This is a genomic window from Polaromonas sp. YR568, assembly GCF_900116715.1.
Classification (GTDB): Bacteria; Pseudomonadota; Gammaproteobacteria; order Burkholderiales; family Burkholderiaceae_C; genus Polaromonas.
Map to the genome: position 1 here is coordinate 104,068 of NZ_FPBM01000001.1, position 21,292 is coordinate 125,359.

General features: G+C 60.6%; 18 protein-coding genes. 2 read left to right on the plus strand and 16 right to left on the minus strand.

Features of this window, described 5'->3' with window-relative positions; genetic code table 11:
• The 7 genes from BM408_RS00465 to BM408_RS00495 all read right to left on the minus strand — a co-directional run bounded on the left by BM408_RS00465 (position 1) and on the right by BM408_RS00495 (position 7,154).
• Positions 1-1,059 carry a helix-turn-helix domain-containing protein gene (locus BM408_RS00465; RefSeq protein WP_254774662.1) on the minus strand — a complete coding sequence of 353 codons (1,059 nt, stop codon included), beginning with the start codon at positions 1,057-1,059 and terminating at the stop codon, positions 1-3.
• Positions 1,019-1,828, minus strand: a complete 810-nt coding sequence (pilW, locus tag BM408_RS00470; RefSeq protein ID WP_092125846.1) for a type IV pilus biogenesis/stability protein PilW — start codon at positions 1,826-1,828, stop codon at positions 1,019-1,021. The genes BM408_RS00465 and pilW overlap by 41 nt, the downstream gene beginning before the upstream one ends.
• On the minus strand, positions 1,825-2,973 hold the full coding sequence (gene rlmN / locus BM408_RS00475; RefSeq protein ID WP_092125848.1) for a dual-specificity RNA methyltransferase RlmN: 1,149 nt from the start codon (positions 2,971-2,973) through the stop codon (positions 1,825-1,827). The genes pilW and rlmN overlap by 4 nt, the downstream gene beginning before the upstream one ends.
• An 80-nt stretch (positions 2,974-3,053) precedes the next feature.
• Entirely contained in the window at positions 3,054-3,479 is a 426-nt protein-coding gene (gene ndk, locus BM408_RS00480) for a nucleoside-diphosphate kinase (protein ID WP_092125850.1), read from the minus strand.
• Between the two features lie 129 nt (positions 3,480-3,608).
• A complete protein-coding gene (locus BM408_RS00485; protein ID WP_092125852.1) occupies positions 3,609-5,225 on the minus strand; it encodes a pseudouridine synthase in 1,617 nt (538 codons plus the stop codon).
• 3 nt (positions 5,226-5,228) lie between these two features.
• On the minus strand, positions 5,229-5,996 hold the full coding sequence (gene scpB, locus BM408_RS00490; RefSeq protein ID WP_092127198.1) for an SMC-Scp complex subunit ScpB: 768 nt from the start codon (positions 5,994-5,996) through the stop codon (positions 5,229-5,231).
• 123 nt (positions 5,997-6,119) lie between these two features.
• The gene (locus BM408_RS00495; protein WP_092127199.1) at positions 6,120-7,154 is read right to left on the minus strand and encodes an RluA family pseudouridine synthase; all 1,035 of its coding nucleotides are present in this window, start codon (positions 7,152-7,154) and stop codon (positions 6,120-6,122) included.
• Between the two features lie 17 nt (positions 7,155-7,171).
• On the opposite strand from BM408_RS00495, the gene BM408_RS00500 reads away from it, so the two are divergent.
• Positions 7,172-7,996 carry an outer membrane protein assembly factor BamD gene (locus BM408_RS00500; protein ID WP_092125854.1) on the plus strand — a complete coding sequence of 275 codons (825 nt, stop codon included), beginning with the start codon at positions 7,172-7,174 and terminating at the stop codon, positions 7,994-7,996.
• On the opposite strand, the gene BM408_RS00505 is transcribed toward BM408_RS00500, so the two are convergent.
• On the minus strand, positions 7,959-9,965 hold the full coding sequence (locus BM408_RS00505) for an ATP-dependent DNA helicase (RefSeq protein ID WP_092125856.1): 2,007 nt from the start codon (positions 9,963-9,965) through the stop codon (positions 7,959-7,961). The two genes, BM408_RS00500 and BM408_RS00505, sit on opposite strands and share 38 nt — an antisense overlap.
• A complete protein-coding gene (locus BM408_RS00510) occupies positions 9,965-10,168 on the minus strand; it encodes a DUF465 domain-containing protein (RefSeq protein ID WP_092125858.1) in 204 nt (67 codons plus the stop codon). Before BM408_RS00510 ends, BM408_RS00505 begins: the two co-directional genes overlap by 1 nt.
• 84 nt (positions 10,169-10,252) lie before the next feature.
• Here BM408_RS00510 and BM408_RS00515 point away from each other — a divergent pair, with 84 nt between their 5' ends.
• A complete protein-coding gene (locus BM408_RS00515; protein ID WP_092125860.1) occupies positions 10,253-11,041 on the plus strand; it encodes a PP2C family protein-serine/threonine phosphatase in 789 nt (262 codons plus the stop codon).
• On the opposite strand, the gene BM408_RS00520 is transcribed toward BM408_RS00515, so the two are convergent.
• The 7 genes from BM408_RS00520 to soxX all read right to left on the minus strand — a co-directional run bounded on the left by BM408_RS00520 (position 11,027) and on the right by soxX (position 21,285).
• Positions 11,027-11,686: a hypothetical protein gene (locus BM408_RS00520; protein ID WP_092125862.1), complete on the minus strand. Its 660-nt coding sequence runs from the start codon at positions 11,684-11,686 to the stop codon at positions 11,027-11,029. The genes BM408_RS00515 and BM408_RS00520 overlap by 15 nt on opposite strands.
• Positions 11,683-12,792, minus strand: coding sequence for a cell division protein ZapE (gene zapE / locus BM408_RS00525; RefSeq protein WP_092125864.1), 1,110 nt, complete (start codon positions 12,790-12,792; stop codon positions 11,683-11,685). Before zapE ends, BM408_RS00520 begins: the two co-directional genes overlap by 4 nt.
• Before the next feature lie 13 nt (positions 12,793-12,805).
• Complete coding sequence (gene lpdA, locus BM408_RS00530; protein WP_092125866.1) at positions 12,806-14,233, minus strand: dihydrolipoyl dehydrogenase; 1,428 nt, start codon at positions 14,231-14,233, stop codon at positions 12,806-12,808.
• Positions 14,234-14,298: 65 nt separating this feature from the next.
• Positions 14,299-15,570: a 2-oxoglutarate dehydrogenase complex dihydrolipoyllysine-residue succinyltransferase gene (gene odhB, locus BM408_RS00535; RefSeq protein WP_092125868.1), complete on the minus strand. Its 1,272-nt coding sequence runs from the start codon at positions 15,568-15,570 to the stop codon at positions 14,299-14,301.
• Between the two features lie 51 nt (positions 15,571-15,621).
• Positions 15,622-18,510: a 2-oxoglutarate dehydrogenase E1 component gene (locus BM408_RS00540; protein ID WP_092125870.1), complete on the minus strand. Its 2,889-nt coding sequence runs from the start codon at positions 18,508-18,510 to the stop codon at positions 15,622-15,624.
• Between the two features lie 281 nt (positions 18,511-18,791).
• On the minus strand, positions 18,792-20,507 hold the full coding sequence (gene soxB, locus BM408_RS00545) for a thiosulfohydrolase SoxB (protein ID WP_092127201.1): 1,716 nt from the start codon (positions 20,505-20,507) through the stop codon (positions 18,792-18,794).
• A 118-nt stretch (positions 20,508-20,625) separates the two neighbouring features.
• Positions 20,626-21,285: a sulfur oxidation c-type cytochrome SoxX gene (gene soxX / locus BM408_RS00550; protein WP_092125872.1), complete on the minus strand. Its 660-nt coding sequence runs from the start codon at positions 21,283-21,285 to the stop codon at positions 20,626-20,628.
• Positions 21,286-21,292: the final 7 nt, after the last annotated feature.

A 21,292-nucleotide genomic window follows, 5' to 3' on the forward strand; every position in this document is an offset into this window, starting at 1 on the left:
CTATTTCACCTCAAATCGGGCAACGTTATCCCTGGCGACCGCATTGAGGTCAAAAGCCTTGCCGCGTACCTGCACCTGGGTGGCATCCGCCCGGCCAACGACGGCAGCCAGCGGCAATACACCAGAGGCTGCTGCGACCTCCCCGGCCGTCAGCGTGCGGCGCAATACAACCGTTCCTTTGGCATCCGTGACTTCCACCCAGGATTCGCCCTTGGCCTGAAAAGTCACGATTCCCGGCGGGACTGCTGGCGACGCCGCGGGTGCAGGCACAAGCGGAGCGACCACAACGGCCGGCACGGAGACGGCGGCGGAAGCGCGCACGGCCGGAGGCGTCGCGGGCGAAAGACCAGAGATCGACAGGGGAACTGCTGCCGCAGGCTGCGGCGCTCCAGCTGGGGCCGCGCCGGCCGATGCGACCGGCCCCTGCACAACGGGCGCGGGGGCCTCGGCGGGAGCGGGGCTCGCCATGGCAACTACTGCCGGCAAAGGTTTGACGGCTTCAACGCCAGCGGCAGGCATGCCATCGGCTTCCACCTTGCCATTGGCAGCATCCTGCTTGGCGACAGGCATAAAAATCAGAACCAGCGCGCCGAGCAGCAGGGCCAGACCGGCCAGAACAGCCGTCCTGGAAACTTGTGTCCAGATTGAAGGCCCGGGACCTTCACCAGGAGAGCGAAACGGCGCATTAATGCCTGCGCCTTGATAGGTCAGCTTGGGCGCACTGGTCTGAGGCAAACGCTCGAGCACCGCCGCAGCATCAAGTTTCAGGGTGCGGCATACGCTGGAGGCAAGCGCCCGCACAAAAACCGAGTCGGGCAACAAATCAAGGCGGTCTTGCTCCAGCGCCTCGAGCTTCTTCACCGGGACCTTGAGAGACACCGCAAGGGCGGCGATATGTATTCCCGCAGCCTCCCTCGCCTGGCGAAGCAATGCGCCCGCCGTCAGTTCAGGGGCTGCATCACTGCCGTGACTAAAACCGGACTCGCCGGCAGATTGAGCGGCTGGCATCGGATCAAGGTCACTCATTGAAAGAACCCTTTTCGTATGCAGCCGCCTCACGGGACTGCGCGAAGCGCTTCTTCAGTTGATCGCCCAGCTGAAGTACCGCATCGCGGTTATTCAGCTTTCTCTCAGTCTTGATGCCTAGCCACAAGGTCTCAGCATTGGCAAGATTGCTGTTGTTAAGGCGGCGTATGTAAAACTGCGCGCGCGTATAGTCACCGCGCTCATACAGCAGGTTGGCCAGGTTGTAGCCCGTTACCGGATTTCCCGCATCCAGTTCATAAGAATGCATCAGGCTTTGCTCAGCTTCGGCCCGTTGCCCGGCACGAACCTGGCAGATACCCTGCGTCATCAACGTTTTGGCGGCGCCACCGTATGTGGGATTGGCCACAGCCTGCGCGAAATACCGCGCGGAATCGGCGTAGCGCCCTTGCTGGCACATCAGCCAGCCATAGTTGTGCGCGGCATCCGCGTCGCGCGGATTCAATGCAAGCGCACGGCGAAAACTGTCTTCGGCCATGGGCAGGTCATTCAAGCGCATGTACACCATGCCCCGCAGGTTGTAGGCGTCTCCGAAAGTCGGATCGGTCACCAGTGACTGCTTGATTTCATCCAGGGCCACATTGGTCTGGCCTTGCTCAAAATAACCCGTTGCGAGCTCAAGCCGCAGCCGCGCGCGCCGCCGCTGGTCGGACTCATCCGACTCGGTGACGATGTCGGTCCGATTGCCAGGCGCGCCGGCGGCATGCTGCTGATTGGCACAGCCCGTCAGCAATACAAGCACCCAACAGGCTGCTACCCACATTACATTGGAGAAAAATCTCATACGCCCATCCCCTTGGCCACAACGACCTTGATTCCCCCGAGCATACCTTGCCGTTGTGCAGCCATGCGCTGTTCTACGCCGGTGCGGTCCTGAACATCGCCGGCGAGTTGCCCACAGGCTGCATCAATATCGTCTCCGCGGGTTTTTCTGACGGTGGTCACAATGCCCGCATCCAGGAGAATTTTCGCGAAAGCCGAGACTTGCGGCATGTCGGACCGTTTCAACCCTGAGGCTGGAAACGGATTGAAGGGAATCAGATTGAATTTGCAAGACAAACCCTGCGCAGCATGCGCCTGAACCAGCGAAACAAGCTGGCGTGCATGTTCCGGCTGGTCATTGACCCCATCCAGCATGCAGTATTCAAACGTAATGAAATCCCTGGGTGCCGATGATTGATAACGGGTGCAGGCTTGCAACAGCTCCGCAATAGGATATTTTTTGTTCAGCGGCACCAGGTTATCGCGCAAGGTGTCTTCCGGCGCGTGCAGCGATACGGCCAGCGCTACCGGGCAATCTTTGGCCAGGCGATCGATCATCGGGACAACACCCGAGGTAGAGACGGTCACACGCCGGCGGGACAGGCCGTAGCCATGGTCATCCAGCATGACTTTTAAAGCCGGAAGCAATTGCGAGTAATTCTGCAGAGGCTCCCCCATACCCATCATCACGACGTTGGAGATAACTCTGTCTTCCCGGCCCAGATGCTGGCGCAGGAAATGCTCGGCAAACCACAACTGGGAAATGATCTCCCCGGTGGTCAGATTGCGGCTGAAGCCCTGGTGGCCCGTCGAGCAGAACCGGCAGCCGACGGCACAACCGGCCTGCGATGAAATGCAGAGGGTGCCGCGGTCCGTTTCCGGAATAAAAACGGTTTCAATGACGTCGCCGGCGCCTACGTCAAACAACCATTTGATGGTGCCATCGGCGGAATCGTGACGGGATACAACCTTGGGACCCTGGATATGCGCGGCGCCTGCGAGTTTTTCACGCAGGGACTTCGCCAGGTCCGTCATTTGCGCGAAATCTGTCGCGCCCTTCTGGTGAAGCCAGCGAAAGAGCTGGGTTGCGCGAAAGCGCTTTTCACCGAGCCGCTCACAGAAAGCGGCCAAACCCTCCAGATCGTAGTCAAGAAGATTGGCCGTCATCGCAGCGAGCGACCGACTGAACCGCCCCAAGCAAGCGACGGCCCTGAAAGGGAGTTGCAAAGCATAGGGGCGGACATGGTTTAGCGTGAGTAGACGTTCATGCCGGGGAAGAAGAACGCGATTTCCGCTTTGGCCGTTTCAGCGGCGTCAGAGCCATGAACAGCGTTGGCATCGATGCTGTCGGCGAAATCGGCGCGAATGGTGCCTGCGGCAGCCTTCTTCGGGTCGGTGGCGCCCATCAGGTCGCGGTTCTTCAGGATGGCGCCTTCGCCTTCGAGCGCCTGAATCATGACAGGGCCGGAAATCATGAAAGAAACCAGATCCTTGAAGAAAGGACGCTCTTTGTGCACAGCGTAGAACGCCTCGGCTTCGCCTTGCGACAGGTGGGCCATCTTTGCGGCAACAACCTTCAAGCCAGCAGCTTCAAAACGCGCGTAGATTTTCCCAATCACGTTTTTGGCCACTGCGTCGGGTTTGATGATGGAGAGAGTGCGTTCGATCGCCATGAGTTTTCCTTAACTAGAGATTTCTTGGATTTTCTAAATTATTCAAAAATTGAATAAAGCCTATGATTTTAACCTGCGGGCACACCGAAGACATATCAACCCCGAGCCCTGAGGTGCTTCTTGCGGGGTTCAGCGATTCCCGCCACGGTTTCCACCGCCACGATTACCGCCTCCGCGATTTCCACCGCCACCGCCGCTGCCGCGGCGCTGCCCGCCTGCACCATTACCACCGCCCATGCCGGCGCCGCCACCGCGGCGCTGCTGTCCCTGGCCCTGGCGCTGTCTTGTAAAGGTATCTGCGCCGATATACCCGAACGATGTTTTCATGGGGTCGGGTTGAGCCCCGCCGGGGCCTTTGTCGCCACGGTCATCACGCCTTTTTTGCCCCTGCATACCGCCGTTGCTGTTGCCCTGCGGCGGTCCAGCCCGGAAGCCCGCGCCTGGATTACCGCCGCCCTGGCTGCGCCCTTTTCCACCGCGACGCCGGTTATTGCCCCTTGGCGCGGAGTCATTTCGAGGCAATGGTGGCTGCAGGTCATCGGGGTCTTGCCCCGCCTCATCTTGCTGCCCCGTATCAGCAGCCCTCATATCGGGAACAGGCGCGGGGGCCCGGGCACGATCACCACGTGATCGCTCATTGCGGCGAGGCCCCCGACTTTGTCGCGGCTCTCCGGCTTCGCCGGCGGAGGGGCCTGCCTGCTGATTTCCCTGTGGGCGTGAGCCAACACGCGACTCCGAGCGATTTAAGGCACTGGTCAAAGCCCAGATATCGCGCTCATCCAACTCGACAAAAGCGCCCCGCTTGAGGCCGCGTGGGAGCACCATGGCCCCGTAACGAATGCGGATCAGCCGGCTGACGGCATGGCCAACGGCTTCAAACATACGCCGCACTTCGCGGTTACGTCCTTCAGAAATCGTGACCCGGTACCAGCAATTGGCCCCTTCCCCGCCACCCGCTTCGATGGAGCCAAATTGGGCAACACCATCGTCAAGGGTCACCCCTTCAAGAAGGCGTTTTTTCTCTTCATTGTTCAGGGCCCCCAGCACGCGGACCGCGTATTCGCGCTCCAGGCCGAAACGCGGGTGCATCAGCTTGTTGGCCAACTCGCCGGAACTGGTCAGGAGCAACAAGCCTTCGGTATTCAAGTCAAGACGCCCCACCGACTGCCATTTGCCCTGGAACAGCTTGGGCAGGCGCCGGAAAACCGTCGGGCGATTCTGCGGGTCGTCATGCGTGACGACCTCGCCCGTAGGCTTGTGATAGGCGATCACACGCGGCGGCGGCGCGTCGACGCGCACCCGGATCGGTTTGCCGTTCACCTTGACCGTATCGCCAAACTGGATGCGCTGGCCGATGTGGGCAGGTTCACCATTGACGGAAATCCGCCCCTCCAGAATCAACTGCTCCATCTCAAGACGGGAACCCAGGCCGGCCTGGGCAAGCACTTTGTGGAGTTTGGGGGTTTCGGGCTGCGGTGACAGCACACGCTTGGGCAGTGCGAGGGCCACATCCTCTTCGTCAGCGTCAAACTGCCCCGTGATCACGTCTTCGAACCGGATAGCCCCTGCCGCAGGGGCGGCGTTCCGTGCCTTGGCGGGCTTCGGCAAAGGCGCCGAATCAGCTTCCGGGGCCGCCATTACCTCAGGCGCGTCCTGGACGGGCAGCCCCGCCGGCAACACCGCCTTGGACTGGTCTTCATCAGGCATATCTGCGGATTCGGAGGCGGAGGAGTCTTGTTGGGTCATGTTTTACATTCTTGCGGGCAAATCGCCGTCATCCTGTCCTATGGGCTCGGAATCGCCGACTTCCGCGGGCTGTGCCTGCGGGCTCTCTGCGAGGGCATCCGCCGTTGCCGAAATATCGGGCACTTCAACTGTTTCGGCCAAACCTGCTGCCAGGGCAGTGTCCTCTGTAGCAAGCTCCAGGCCGGCCAATTCCGCCTCGCCGCCCGCCAGCCCAGCCATGCCAAATTCGATTTGCTCCAGCATGGCGACCGGCGTTGACGTATTGCCATCCATGACGGGAAGCTGATCCAGGGACTCGACCCCCAAATCGTCCAGGAACTGGCGGGTGGTTGCGTAAAGCGCTGGCCGCCCTACGGTCTCCCGGTGGCCGATCACCTCGACCCAACCGCGGTCTTCCAGTTGCTTGAGGATCATGCTGTTGATCGTGACGCCGCGAATGTCTTCCATGTCGCCGCGTGTAACGGGCTGACGATAGGCAATGATGGCAAGCGTTTCCAGCGTCGCGCGGCTGTAACGCGGGGGTTTCTCGGGGTGCAGCCTGTCGAGGTACTCGCGCATCTGCGGGCGGCTTTGAAAGCGCCAGCCTGTTGCAACGTGCACGAGCTCCACGCCGCGGCCCGACCAGTCACTCTGCAGTTCTTCAAGTACCAGCTTGAGGCTGTCGGCAGTCAGTACCCCGTTAAACAGGACGCCCATTTCACGCAATGGCAGCGGTTGCTGCGCGCAAATGAGTGCTGTTTCGAGGACGCGCTTTGCATCCGTCGTGTTCATGATTGTGGTCGTTCCGAAAAAAGGCGGAAAAAAAGCCGGGAAAACGTCGGTTCGGCGCTTGGTCGCGCATTGCAAACATGCGCAATCTCCGGGTCAGGATGCCATGTTGCAGGTAGCTGAAAACTACGAAATTTGATTGTATATCAGGCCCAAACCCGCTATGGCGGCCTGAAAGTCTGCAGGGGGCTCCGATTTGAACTCCATGGCTTGGCCGCTAACCGGGTGCCGGAACGCCAAACGGCATGCGTGAAGACCCTGGCGACCTAGCCCTGCCGCGGGCGCCCCGCCATAGACTTCGTCGGATACCAGCGGGTGCCCCAGAAAAGCCATATGAACCCGGATCTGGTGCGTACGCCCCGTATGCAGCTTGCATTTCACCAGGCAGTACTGTCCCGCGCTTTGCATCAAGGTCACCACGGTAGAGGCCGTTTTGCCGGCGTTCTTCTCCAGATCAACCACCGCCATGCGCAACCTGTTGCGCGGGTCGCGGCCTATGGGGGCCTCCACCTGACGCGTCTTTGCCCCCTGCCAGCCGCCATGGGCCAGGGCCAAGTACTCGCGGCTGACGTCGCGGGCAGCGATCAGGCCAACCAGTTGATCCATCACCGTCCGCTGACGAGCGACCACCATCAACCCGCTGGTGTCTTTGTCCAGACGGTGGACGATGCCGGCGCGCGGCAAAAACACGGCCTGGGGGTCATGCGCCAGCAAGCCATTCAAAAGCGTTCCACTCCAGTTGCCGGGAGCGGGGTGCACCACCAGCCCGGCAGGCTTGTTGATCACCATCAAATAGGCATCTTCAAACACGATCTCCAACGCCATAGCCTCGGGCTTGAAAGCCTGGCTTTGCGGCGTAGGCCGCAACTCGACCAGAAGTTCGTCTCCCGCCTTGACCTTGGTCGAGGCCTTGGTCACGACAACGCCGCCCACTTTCACGACGCCCGCTTCGATCAGTTGCTGCAGATAAGTGCGGGAGAACTCGGGCACAATGGCGGCCAACGCGCGGTCGAGGCGGCTGCCATGGCTGACTGCCGGAACGGTCACTTGCCGCAATTCCATTTCGGCAGTGGTATCCCCCTCCTCCTGAGCCTCGTCCGGAACGCCGCCAGGCGCAACAGCGGCCGATATAATCAATTTGCTCAGTTCAGAATCAGTCATCAAGAAGGTCGATTGCAATGTTTTCCACCAAATTATCGGTTGTTCCCAATGCAATGCCGCTTTTCGCAGCCGTTTGCGCACTGTCTTTTCTGATTGCGGGCTGCTCAAGCACACCGGCCCCTGACAAAACAGCCACCTGGAGCCCAAACAAGATTTACGCCGAAGCCAAGGATGAGGCGAGTTCGGGCGCCTACGACAAGGCAATTCCGCTGTACGAAAAGCTGGAGGGCCGGGCAGCAGGCACTCCGCTGGCCCAACAAGCCCAGCTCGAAAAAGCCTATGTGCAGTACAAGAGCGGCGAGTTGCCTCAGGCCATCGCAACGCTGGACCGTTTCATGAGGCTTCACCCGGCCAGCCCTGCCTTGGACTATGCGCTCTATCTCAGGGGCCTCGTGAACTTCAATGACAACCTCGGGATTTTCGGATTCATCTCCCGGCAAGATCTGTCTGAGCGGGACCAGAAGGCCGCCAAGGAGTCGTTTGAATCATTCAGGACCTTGATCACCCGCTTTCCGGAGTCGAAGTACACGCCCGACGCCCGCCTGCGGATGAGCTATATCGTGAACTCCCTGGCGCAATCGGAAGTGCATGTGGCGCGCTACTACTATTCGCGGGGCGCTTACATTGCGGCCATCAATCGCGCACAGAGTGCGATTGCTGATTACCGCGACGTTCCCGCACTGGAAGAAGCCACCTTTATTCTTTACAAGTCCTACGACGCTTTGGGCATGGTTGAATTGCGAGACGATACCCGCCGCATCCTGGAGAAAAGCTATCCCCAGAGCGAATACCTGAGCAAAGGCTTCAAGTCTGGAGACAATCCCTGGTACAAGTTCTGGTAAGGGCTTGCAGCCGCTCCAGCAACTCGTCTTCAGACATTAAGCGCTTCATGGGCGGAAGCGCTTTCAGCAGGCGCTTTCCGTAGCCCATGGTTGCCAGGCGGCTGTCGCACACCACCAGAACGCCTTCGTCACTTTCCCGGCGTATCAGGCGCCCAGCCCCCTGCTTCAACGCCACCGCTGCCTCGGGCAAAAAGTAGTCATTAAACGCACTGCGCCCTTGCGCCTCGAGAAGCTTTGCGCGCGCTTCAGCCAAAGGGTCGTTAGGCGGAGGAAAAGGAAGCTTGTCGATGATGACCAGTTGAAGGGCATCGCCGGGTACATCAATGCCTTCCCAAAAGGACGCCGAGGCCACCAGGACGCAACCCTTGCCGCCGTCAGAATTACCCTGGCGAAAGCGCTCGATCAACACGCGCTTGGGCATGGCGCCCTGAACAAGCACCTCCATGTCCGCCGTATCCTGAAAGGCCTCTCGCAGCGCATCGCCGATGGTGCGCAGCGCACGCAACGTGGTGGTAAGCACCATGGTCCGACCTCCCAGCTGACGCGACCATCTGGCAGCAGACTTGGCGACCTGCGCCGTGTGAGCGGGGTCACCGGGTTTGGGAAACGCCGGAGGAACGAATAACGCGGCCTGGCGCTGATAGTCAAAAGGACTCCCTACCCTCAAAACCTCTGCATCCTCCAGGCCACAAGGCTGGGTAAACCAGCTGAGCTTCTCGTCGTCTCCGAGCGTCGCTGAGGTAAATATCCACGACTTCGCCGAACCATCGGCCATGTTGAGCACCTTGCTTTTCATCGCCTTCGCGATGTCCAGCGGCGATTCGATCAGGCGCAGCTGTGTTCCGACATCCGCCCAGCGGACACATCCTGGCTGGCAAGCATTGACGAAAGAGCGGGAGCGGTCTGCCAGTGTCACGGCGCGCTCATGAAGCCGTACAAAGTCCGGGGCGATCTCACTGACCGTGTCCAGTGCAGCACAGGCCTGTTCGCAGGAGGCATGAACCGCCTGCAACGCATCACCCCATTCGGCTGCATCGAGGCCCTCGGGGCATTCACCCACCCACCTCAGCTTGGTCCCGGGATACTGCTTGCCGGCACAAAGACGTAACTCGCGTGCGGCATGCTCCACCGCGGAAACAACCTCCGGCCAGTCCACCAGGCCACGGGCCAATTGCAAGCCGCTGGCCAGCATGTCTCTGGCAAAGTCAAGGAGCTGGCCTGTGGTCAGGTTGGTTCCCAGAAATTGCACGCCCGTCTCATTGAGCTGGTGCGCCTCGTCAAATATGGCAATCCGTACAGACGGCAATAACTCGGCGACACCGGACTCGCGCACGGCCAGGTCGGCAAAAAAGAGATGGTGGTTGATCACCACAACATCCGCCGCCATGGCCTCCCTGCGCGCAAGATTCACGTGACATGCCCGAAATCGCGGACATGGCGCGCCCAGGCAGTTCTCACGCGTAGACGTCACCAGGGGAATCATGGGAGAGCGCTCATCCAGCCCCGGCAATTCAGCCAGATCGCCGGTCCGCGTCACCTTGGACCACTCTTCAATTCTCGCCAAGGCCCGCACGGAAACGCCATCGGGTAAATAGGCCTCCTGGCGGGCTGTTTCCATGCGGTGCAGGCAGAGATAGCTGGCCCTGCCCTTGAGCAGGGCTGTCTGCACCGGAAGCCCGAGCGCCTCGACCAGGCGAGGCAAATCACGGCCAAACAGCTGGTCTTGCAGGGCCTTGGTGGCCGTGGACAGCAAAACACGCTCTCCGCTCAGCAAAGCAGGGACAAGGTAAGAAAAGGTTTTACCGACGCCGGTGCTTGCCTCGACGACCAGCGGATAGGCCCCCTCTATGGCGCGCGCCACCGCCAGAGCCATTTCGGTCTGGCCGCTACGGGGTACAAACTGTTCCGCGGCCCGCGACAGAACGCCGCCAGGGGCAAAGACCTCCTCGACCTCAAGCGCAAGCGTCATCAGGCGGGCTCAGGAGGGTCAAGCGACAACTCAAGCTGCGCGATCTGGTCACGAAGCTGCAAACGGCGTTTTTTAAGCCGTCTGAGCAGCAACTCGTCAATGGGCAAGCTATGCGCCGCAATATCCACCAGGGCATTGAGGTCCGCATGTTCCATTTTGAGTTCAATCAGCTGCCGTTCCGGGGAATGTAAATTTAAGTCCAAGGTTTTTTATCCGTACGCGCTGCTTCGCTTGATAATACGTCGATTGCGACCATAAATCGAGCCTCCGGCTCGAACGACCACACAATGTCCAAAGGCTATCGAATCACAGCATCCACCGGTATCCATAAAGGCGATCGGGACTATCAACAGGATCAGGTCAATCTGTTCAGCCATTCACGGATTCCGGGCTGCATGCTGGGTATCGTGGCCGATGGCATGGGCGGACGAAGCGGCGGGCGAAAGGCCTCCGATCAGGTCATGCTGACGGCCAAGCAGCTTTTTGAACGCTATGCGCCAGAGACGGACGACGCTCCGGCCATGCTCAAGCAGATCATCGAAGAGGCCCACATCGTTATCAAACTGACCGCGATTTCAGCCGAGCAGGAACCTCACAGCACGCTGGCCGCGTTCCTCATCAATCCGGGCGGCGATTGCCATTGGGTGCATACCGGCGACTCCCGCATCTATCACTACCAGGGCAGCAAGCTGGTGCACCGCACGGTCGACCACTCTTACGTGCAAACACTGGTCGACAAAGGTGAGATCACTGAAGAAGAAGCCAATGTCCACCCGCAGTCAAACATCCTGATGGGCTGCCTGGGCACCGAGGAAGCGCCGCCCATCACCCACCATTTCATCCCTCAGTTGCGTCCCGAGGACGTGCTGCTCGCCTGCAGTGACGGGGTCTGGCACTACTTCAGCCCCAGCGAGATGGGCTCGGCGCTGTCCATGTTGTCGCCTCGCGAAGCCACCGAGTTCCTGATCCAGAAAGCCCGCTCGCGCGCACGGGGCGGCGGTGACAACCTCTCGCTGGTGATCGTCAAGCTCGAGCCCTTGGCCCCCGAACCTGCGCCTCGCTTAATTGCTGGGTAAATTGGGTAGAGGCAGGGATTTCGCCGGCGGCTTCGTTTGCTTCAGGCGATCAGCTTCGTGCTGGGCCTTGCGTTCCTGAGCCTCTTTTTGGCGCTCACTGAGTTTTTTTGCCTCTTCCGCTGCAGTAGCCTGCTTCTCGCTTCTGGCCTGGGATTTATCCTGGCCTCCCTTTAGCCTGGCTGCGGCGGCTTCGCTGTTGCCCTGCTCGCCAGCTTTTGTGGCGGCACGATCCTCGGCCTTCTTCTTTTCTCTTTCGAGGCGCGACTCATAGTCTTTCACGGCCTTGGCGCGTTGGTCGGCAGCCTCCTGCAGTTTTTCAGGCGACTGTTTTTCTTCCGTCTTGCGAATCTGGTCTGCGCCCCGGATGCGGCGCTCTTCATCATTGAGCAGCAGTTCCTGCCGCCGAAGATCACCCATCGCCTCGCGCCGCCGCTCATTGACCTTACCCAGGCAGCTGTTGACGGCGAATTTTTTATAGCATTCGGCATCTTCTGCCTGAAAGCCCGCTTCCAGCCTGGCACGATCGGCACCGATTCTTGCGCGCTCGACATCCCTCGTCGAAGGGGTTTCTGCAGGCGCTGCCGGTTGGGCGAGCGCAACCACGCACACAGTGGCGAGGAAGAATGCGGCAGTGAAATTTTTCATGTAAGTGTCGTATCCACGTCTCTGCGTTCGAGTGCCAGGAATTCCTTTGACTGCATTTCATTGAGCCGCGAGACCGTGCGAGGAAACTCATGAACCAGCGGTCCTTCTGTGTACAACGCCTCCGGAGCCACTTCTGCCGACATGATGAGTTTGACTCTGCGGTCGTACAGCACATCGACCAGCCAGGTAAAGCGCCTGGCTTCAGAAGCCATACGCACCGGCATATGAGGCACGTCGCTCAAGAGAACCGTATGGAACTGGGTCGCAATTTCAAGGTAATCATTCTGCGACCGCGGGCCTCCGCACAGCGTCTTGAAATCAAACCACACTACCCCGCCTGCTTTACGTCTGGCTTGAATCTGCCTTGATTCAATCTGTAACACCGGGTTTTCATCCTGAGACTCGGCGAGGGCATTGAAAGTTTCCGTCATCTCCGCATCAGCCTGGGGCCCAAGCGGAGTGTGATACAGCCGGGCTTGCTCCAGGGTACGGCCGCGGTAGTCGGTGCCGTTGTCGACGCTGATGATTTCCAGCTTTTCCTTGAGTAGCTCGATAGCCGGCAGCACGCGGTCGCGGTGCATTCCGTTCGGGTACAACTCGTCCGGATGAAAGTTGGAGGTCGTGACAAAACCAACGCCATTCTCAAACAGGGCCGTCAACAGGCGATGCAGAATCATGGCGTCGGTGATATCGGCGACATGAAACTCGTCAAAGCAGATCAGCCGGTAGCGTTTGGCGATACGCCTGCCGAGTTCATCCAAAGGATTTGCCGTCCCCTGGAGATCCTGCAACTCCCTGTGCACTTCCCGCATGAATTCGTGGAAATGCAGCCGAACCTTGCGCTTGAGAGGAACCGCTCCGAAAAAGCAGTCCATCAAAAAACTTTTGCCCCGGCCTACTCCGCCGTGCATGTACACGCCACGCGGCACATCCGGGTGGTTGATCAGTTTCTTGAAAGCATTGGAGCGTTGCTCCTTGAACTCGCTCCACTCGGTCGCACAACGCTCCAGTGCCTCAACGGCACGCAACTGCGCAGGGTCACTGGTGTAACCCCGCGCCGCGAGTTCAGCGTCATACGCCGAGCGTACTGGTTGAGTCACCGGCATTGCGCCTGTGGGCTCAGAAGTTGAGTGTGCGTTTGTCGACCGCCAGCGCGGCTTCCTTGGTCGCCTCGCTCAGCGATGGATGCGCATGGCAGATACGCGCAATGTCTTCGCTGCTGGCACGGAACTCCATGGCCACGACACATTCGGCGATCAGTTCGCTGGCAAATGGGCCGACGATGTGCACGCCGAGGATTTCGTCCGTTGCCGCATCAGCCAGCATCTTCACCATGCCGGTGGTGTCACCCAGTGCACGCGCACGGCCGTTGGCCATGAACGGGAAGGTACCGGCCTTGTAAGCGCGGCCGACAGCCTTGAGCTGCTCTTCCGTCTGGCCGACCCATGCGATCTCGGGGTTGGTGTAAATCACCCAGGGAATGGTGTTGAAGTTGACGTGGCCATGTTGCCCGGCAATACGCTCGGCAACCGCTACGCCCTCTTCCTCGGCCTTGTGTGCCAGCATGGGGCCGCGCACCACGTCGCCGATCGCCCAGACATTGGGCAGATTGGTCTTGCATTCCTCGTCAACCACCACAGCGCCACGCTCGTCGAGCTTCAGGCCCACGGCTTCCGGCGCCAGGCCGATGGTGTTGGCAACACGGCCGATGGAGACGATCAGCTTGTCGACTTCCAGCGTCTGGGCCTGGCCCTTGGCATCGGTATAGGCGACCGACACGCCCTTCTTGGCGGACTTGATCTCACCGACCTTGACGCCGAGCTCGATCTTGAGCCCTTGCTTGGTGAAGGCCTTGTGGGCTTCCTTGGCGATTTGCTGATCCACAGCGCCCAGGAAAGTCGGCAGGCCTTCCAGCACCGTAACTTCGGCGCCCAGGCGGCGCCAGACCGAGCCCATTTCCAGACCGATCACGCCGGAGCCGATCAGGCCCAGCTTCTTGGGCACAGCGCCAATACGCAGCGCGCCATCGTTGGACAGAATGTTTTCTTCATCAAACGGTGCGCCTGGCAATGCACGGGCGTTGGAGCCCGTCGCCACGATGATGTGCTTGCCGGAGATGGTTTCTTCAGCAGCGCCCGCGACCTTGACGTCATACAGGCCGTCTTTGGCTGCGATAAAAGAACCGCGGCCGTGGAAGAAAGTGACCTTGTTCTTCTTGAACAGGTAAACGATACCGTCGTTGTTTTGCTTGACGACCGTGTCCTTGCGGCCCAGCATCTTGGCGACGTCCAGGCTCAGGCCCTTGACCTCGATACCGTGGTCGGCAAAGTGGTGGCCGGCTTGCTCGTAATGCTCAGATGACTGCAGCAGTGCCTTGGACGGAATGCAACCGACGTTGGTGCAGGTGCCACCCAGTGCCGGGCCACCCTTGGCGTTTTTCCACTCGTCGATACAAGCGACGTTAAAACCCAGCTGAGCAGCGCGAATAGCGGCAATGTAACCGCCAGGTCCGCCGCCGATGACGATCACGTCAAATTGTTTGGACATGTTGTTTTTCCGATTGAGTAGTGACAGGCAGTCCGTCCAGCGACGGCCGCCTGCCCTGAAGTTTTTTAGATATCAAACAGCAGGCGGGCCGGGTCTTCCAGCGCTTCCTTCATGGCAACCAGGCCCAGCACGGCTTCGCGGCCGTCGACGATGCGGTGGTCGTAGCTCATGGCAAGGTAGTTCATCGGGCGCACCACGATCTGGCCGTTTTCGACCACGGCGCGGTCCTTGGTCGCGTGCACGCCCAGGATGGCCGACTGAGGCGGGTTGATGATGGGGGTGGACAGCATGGAGCCGAACACGCCGCCATTGGAGATCGAGAAAGTACCGCCCGACATTTCTTCAATGCCCAGCTTGCCGTCGCGCGCCTTGGCGCCGTATTCGGCAATCTTCTTTTCGATATCGGCAAAGCTCATCTGGTCGGCGTTGCGCAGGATGGGCACCACCAGGCCGCGCGGCGAGCCGACGGCGATACCGATGTCGAAATAGCCGTGATAAACGATGTCATTGCCGTCGACCGAAGCGTTCAGCACAGGGTATTTCTTCAGCGCATGGACAGCCGCCTTGACGAAGAAGCTCATGAAGCCGATCTTCACGCCGTGTTCTTTTTCGAACTTTTCCTGGAAGCGCTTGCGCATTTCCATCACCGGCGCCATGTTCACTTCATTGAAGGTGGTCAAGATGGCGTTGGTCGCTTGCGATTGCAGCAGACGCTCGGCGATACGCGCGCGCAGGCGGCTCATCGGCACACGCTGCTCGGGGCGGTCGCCGAGGTCGGAAGGCTTGGCAGACGCTGCGACCTGCGGCAAGGCGGTGGTCGGCGCACCCGTGGGGATAGCGGCTGCAGCAGCAGGCTTGGCGCCGCCGGCGGTGGCACCCAGGACATCGCCCTTGGTGACGCGGCCGTCTTTGCCGGTGCCCGGCACAGAGCCGGCAGCCAGGTTGTTGTCAGCCATCAGCTTGGCGGCGGCCGGCATGGGAACGCCAGCCATGGCGCCACCCGCTGCGGGGGCAGGTGCGGAAGCAACTGCGGCGGCCGGCGCAGCCGCTGCCGCAGCAGCCGGTGCGGCGGCAGGCGCTGCCGCGCCCGCTTTGCCTTCAGTGTCGATACGGGCGATCACCTGATCGGAGACCACGGTGCCGCCGTCGGCGACAACCCGCTCGGTGAGCACGCCGGCTGACGGGGCCGGCACTTCGAGCACCACTTTGTCGGTTTCGATTTCGATCAGGATTTCGTCAACAGCGATTGCCTCGCCGATTTTTTTCTTCCACTGCAGCATGGTGGCTTCGGCCACGGACTCGGACAGCTGGGGGACTTTGACTTCTACGATAGCCATGTTGTTTCTTTCGTGTACGTTCTTGTGTTCTTTGTGTTGGAGAGGCTGGCCTTACTTGGTCAGCACAAAGCCCTTGAGCTTGCCGAACGCGCCGTCGACCAGCGCCTTTTGCTGCTCCTGGTGCAGGTGCGAATAGCCCACGGCGGGAGACGCCGAAGCAGCGCGCCCGGAGTAGCCCAGCTTCTGGCCTTCCAGCATGTTCTCGTGGATGTAGTGCTGCACAAAGAACCAGGCGCCCTGGTTTTGCGGCTCGTCCTGGCACCACACGATGTCAGTGGCGTTAGGGTACTTCTTCAGCTCGGTCGCGAACGCCTTGTGCGGGAACGGATAGAGCTGCTCAACACGCAGGATGACCGTATCGTCCGCGCCTTTTTCTTCACGCTTTTTGGCCAGGTCGTAGTACACCTTGCCGGAGCAGGCGATGACGCGCTTGACCTTGTCGGCCTTCTTGTTGATCTCTTCCTTGTTCTCCGGAATGATGGTCTGGAAACCACCCTTGGTGAACTCGGAGAGCGGCGAGGTCGCGTCCTTGTTGCGCAGCAGCGACTTGGGCGTCATGATGACCAGCGGCTTGCGCAGGTTGCGCACCATCTGGCGGCGCAGCACGTGGAAGATCTGGCTGGCGGTGGTGGGCTGCACAACCTGCATGTTGGTGTCGGCCGACAGCTGCATGAAACGCTCCAGGCGTGCCGAGCTGTGCTCGGGGCCCTGGCCTTCGTAGCCGTGCGGCAGCATCAGCGTGATGCCGTTGACGCGGCCCCACTTCACTTCGCCTGAGGCGATGAACTGGTCGATCACAACCTGCGCGCCGTTGGCGAAGTCGCCGAACTGGGCTTCCCAGATCACCAAGGTGTTGGGGTCGTTGGAGGCATAGCCGTATTCAAACGCCAGCACCGCCTCTTCGGACAGGATGGAGTCGATGACAACAAATGGAGCCTGGTTGTCGGCCACGTTTTGCAGGGGCACGTAGGTGCCGGTATCGAACTTTTCGCGGTTCTGATCGTGAATGACAGCATGGCGGTGCGTGAAGGTGCCGCGGCCGCAATCTTCGCCCGACAGGCGCACCGGGTAGCCGCTGGCCACCAGCGAGGCGAACGCCATGTGCTCACCCATGCCCCAGTCCACAGGAATGTCGCCGCGGCCCATGGCTGCGCGGTCGTCATACACCTTTTTGACCAGTTGGTGCGGGGTGACGGTTGCGGGGATGGCCGTGATCTTGTCGGCCAGACGCTTCCACTCGGCCATGGGGATGGCGGTATCACCGGCATCCGTCCACTTCTTGCCCAGGTAAGGCACCCAGTCAACCGCGTATTTGCTCTTGAAGTTGGTCAGAACGGGGTCAAAGGTGCTCTTGCCGGCGTCCAGTGCGGCGCGCGTGGCCTTGACCATGTCGTCGCCCAGCGTGTCGCCCATACCTTGAGCCGCAAGCTTGTCCGCGTACAGCTTGCGCGTGCCGGGGTGCTGTGCGATCTTCTTGTACATCAGCGGCTGGGTCAGCGCGGGGGTGTCCTGCTCGTTGTGACCCAGTTTGCGGAAGCAGATGATGTCGACCACGACGTCCTTCTGGAATTCCATGCGGAATTCAAGTGCCAGCTGGGTGGCCAGCACGACGGCTTCCGGATCGTCACCGTTGACGTGCAGCACCGGCGCTTCAATCATCTTGACGACGTCGGAGCAATACAGCGTCGAGCGGCTGTCGCGCGGGTCGCTGGTGGTGAACCCGATCTGGTTGTTGATCACGATGTGCACCGTGCCACCCGTGAAGTAGCCACGGGTTTCGGCCAGCGCCAGCGTTTCCATGACCACGCCCTGCCCCGCGAAGGCGGCGTCGCCGTGCACCAGCACGGGCAGCACCTGCAGGCCCTTGGGGTCGGCACGGCGGTCCATGCGGGCGCGCACGGAGCCTTCCACCACGGGGTTGACGATTTCGAGGTGGGAAGGGTTGAAGGCGAGCGTCAGGTGAACCGGGCCGCCGGGGGTGGTCACGTCGGAGCTGAAACCCTGGTGGTATTTAACGTCGCCGCTGGGCAGGTCTTCGGGCGCGGTGTGGTCGAACTCGGCGAACAGGTCGGCCGGGACTTTACCGAGGGAGTTGACCAGCACGTTCAGGCGGCCGCGGTGGGCCATGCCGATCACGATTTCCTGCACGCCCTTGATGCCGCCTTGCTGGATCAGCTCGTCCATGCTGGCGATGAAGCTTTCGCCGCCTTCAAGGGAAAAGCGCTTCTGGCCGACGTATTTGGTGTGGAGGAAACGCTCCAGGCCTTCGGCGGCCGTCAGGCGGTCAAGGATGTGGAGCTTCTTTTCCTTGCTGAGGTTGGGCTTGCTGCGAATGGATTCGAGCTTTTGCTGCCACCAACGCTTGTGGTTCTGGTCGGTGGCATACATGTATTCGGCGCCAATCGTGCCGCAATAGGTTTCGCGCAGTGCGTTCATGAGCTCGCGCAGGCTCATGGTGTCTTTGCCGAAGAAAGTGTTGCTGGTGTTGAACACGGTTTCCTGGTCGGCGTCGCTGAAGCCGTAGAACGATGGCTCCAGTTCGGGAATCTTGTCGCGCTCGGCGCGCTTGAGCGGGTCCAGGTCGGCCCAGCGTGCGCCGACGTTGCGGTAGGCGGCAATCAGCTGCTGGACGGCGGTACGCTTGCGGCCCATTTCGGAGTCGGCGCCGCTGGCGAGGACAACCTTGGTCTGGCCTTGTTTGGCGCGCTCGGCAAAAGCATTGACGACCGGCAGATGCGGAACGTCCTTGGCATTGCTGCCGTCAACGGCTGGAACGTGCTGGAGTGCGTCGAAATACTCGCGCCAGTTGTCGGGCACGCTGCCGGGGTTGGCGAGGTAGTTTTCGTACATCTCTTCGACATAGGGCGCGTTGCCGCCGAAGAGATAAGTGTTGGCTTGATAGGCCGAATAGACAGACGATGCTGCCGGGTTGGAACTCATATCCGCTGACCTCCGTTTCCCTGAGGGAAACATTAGCTGGTTAAAGCTTGTTAATTAACCTTCCGCAACACGGCTGGACCGATTAGCGGATGCGACTGTGGCAGGAAGGGCCTTCAGAAACAACCCAGATTGTGCCACCGAACTGTGACAGCGGAAAGACCATGGTTATGCCCATTTCGAATGGACCATGCTTTTACACACCCTCACATGGCCGGTCATGAGAGCCAATGACAATTCATTGACAGCTCATTGACAGCTACCCTCTAGCTGAGGGCAAAAACTCAGGCAGCAAGGCCCGGATTGCCAGCCATGCCCACGAGTTTGGGCGTGTTGGGTTTGACGGGTTTGATGACCTTGTGGCTCTGGAGGTAGCTTTCCACCACCTCCCATACCGGCGGGCCGGCGTTTTTGCTGGCTTCGGCCACCGGCGCCCAGCCGGCCACCTTGTAGGTCTTGCCGGCTTCGATCAATTTGCCACCCAGGCGCATGTCCTGAATGCGTTCGCCCATCTTCGCGCCGGGCTCGCAGGTGTAGGTCAAACCGCCCACACGCACCATGTCGCCGCCCTGCTGGTAATACGGGTCGGGGTTGAAGAGGTTGTCGCCCACGTCTTCCAGAATGGTCTTGATCATGTCGCCGCGCATCTCGGTCAGCGTGGTCCAGGGGTAGCTGATGGCGGTCTGGTCCATCACGTGTTCGCGCGTGATGGCCTGGCCGGGCAGCAACGAAGTCCCCCAGCGGAAGCCGGGCGAAAACGCGATCTCCGCGCCACGCACCTTCATCAAGGCGTCCAGGATGAGCTGGTCAAAACTGCCATTGAAGTTGCCACGCCGGTAGAGCGTGCCCTCCGTCACTGCCAGCTTTTCACCCAGTTTGGCCGCATAAGGCGCCCTCACCTTGGCGATCAGCTCGTTCATGGCCGCATCGGCGGGCAGCAGATTGGCAAACACTGGCAACAGGCGGTATTTGAAACCGGCCACCTTGCCGTCCTTGACGTCCAGGTCCAGCACGCCCAAAAACTTGCCGTTGCTGCCGGCATTGGTCACGATGGTCTGGCCGCCCGGGTTTTTGACAATGACCGGCACCGGCACGCCGTCGTGCGTGTGGCCGCCCAGAATCGCATCGATGCCGGTGACGCGCGATGCCATCTTCAGGTCCACATCCATGCCGTTGTGGCTGAGCAGCACCACGGCCTGCGCGCCCTTCGCACGCGCCTCGTTCACGGTTTCCTGCATCTCGCTTTCGCGGATGCCGAAGCTCCAGTTCGGCGTGAGCCACGCCGGATTGGCGATCGGGGTGTAGGGAAAGGCCTGGCCGACGATGGCGACCGGCACGCCGTTCATTTCCTTGATCACATAAGGCTTGAATACCGCATCGCCGAAGTCGTTGGTCTTGACGTTTTGCGCGACAAAGTCGATCTTGCCGGCAAAGTCCTGCTCGACGATCTTCTTGATGCGCTCCTCGCCATAAGTGAAGTCCCAGTGGCCGGTCATCACGTCCACGCCCAGCAGCTTGCAGGCATCCACCATGTCCTGACCCTGCGTCCAGAGCGCCGTGGCGCTGCCCTGCCAGGTGTCGCCGCCGTCCAGCAGCAAGGCGCCCGGCCGTCCGGCCTTCAGTTGTTTGACCAGCGTGGCCAGATGGGCGAAGCCGCCTACCTTGCCGTACTGGCGCGCGGCCTTTTCGAAGTTGAGGAAAGTCAGCGCATGCGCCTCGGCCGTGCCCGACTTCAGGCTGGCAGCTTTGAGCAGGTGTTCGCCCACCAGATGGGGCGCCTGCCCGCGCATCGCGCCCACGCCGAGGTTGACGGAAGGCTCGCGAAAAAAAATCGGCAGCAACTGGGCGTGGCAGTCGGTCATGTGCAGCAGGTGCACGTTGCCGGTGCGCGGCAGCTCGTACAGGCTGGCTGCCTGGACGGCGCCGGCCTCACGCAGAGGGAAACCGGCGGCCAGGGCGGCCGCCATGACACTTGCAAACTCGCGGCGGGACAGATTCATGGCGTTGGACATCCTGCCCGGCGCGCCAGGCATTTTCAGGTTGCTATTAATTCAGGAGCTGGTTACGCCCTCGCATAAAGGGCTGGAGGTGAGAATCGCTCCTGATTCGCTCCCGGCTTTATTGATTGACGGGCGATTTCGGATCCAGCAGCAGCGCCATCACATCACGGATCTGCTGCTCATTGAGGATGGACGCATGGCCGAATCTGGGCATGTCGGAACAGGCGTTGTAGGCCTTGGCGTTCCAGAGCTTGCCCCAGGTGTATTCCACGATGGGCTTGCTTTCGGCCGACGCAGGGTTGCTCACGCCGCGCAGCTTGCCGTAGTTGTAGAGGCTGGGCCCGATGGAGCCGAAGGAGAGTTCGGCCTTGCTGATCTGGTGGCAGTTGTAGCAGCTGCCGCCGTTGGCTTCGCCGGCCTTGTCCGTCCAGGTCAGGCCACGGCCGTTTTGCGCGATTTTTTCACCTTCGGCCCAGTCGCCGAGGTACTTGCCGTCTACGGGCAGCTTCACGGTTTTCAGGTTGGCTTCTTCGATCGATTTGGCGAGTTTTTCCTCCAGCGGCTTGCCGGCGGCTTCAGAGCAGGCCTGGTTGGACGCGTCCGGCGCGAGCCGGTCCATCTTGGCGATGCCCTGCTCGCTGAAAGAGCTCTTGAGCACCTGCTGGGTGGCGTCTTCCACCTGCTGCGCGGTTGGGGCGGTGGCGCAGCTGGTCAGCAACAACGCGGTGAGGGCCAGGCCGGCAGCGGAAAAGGCGGCTTGTACGTATGACTTGTTCATGTGGGTT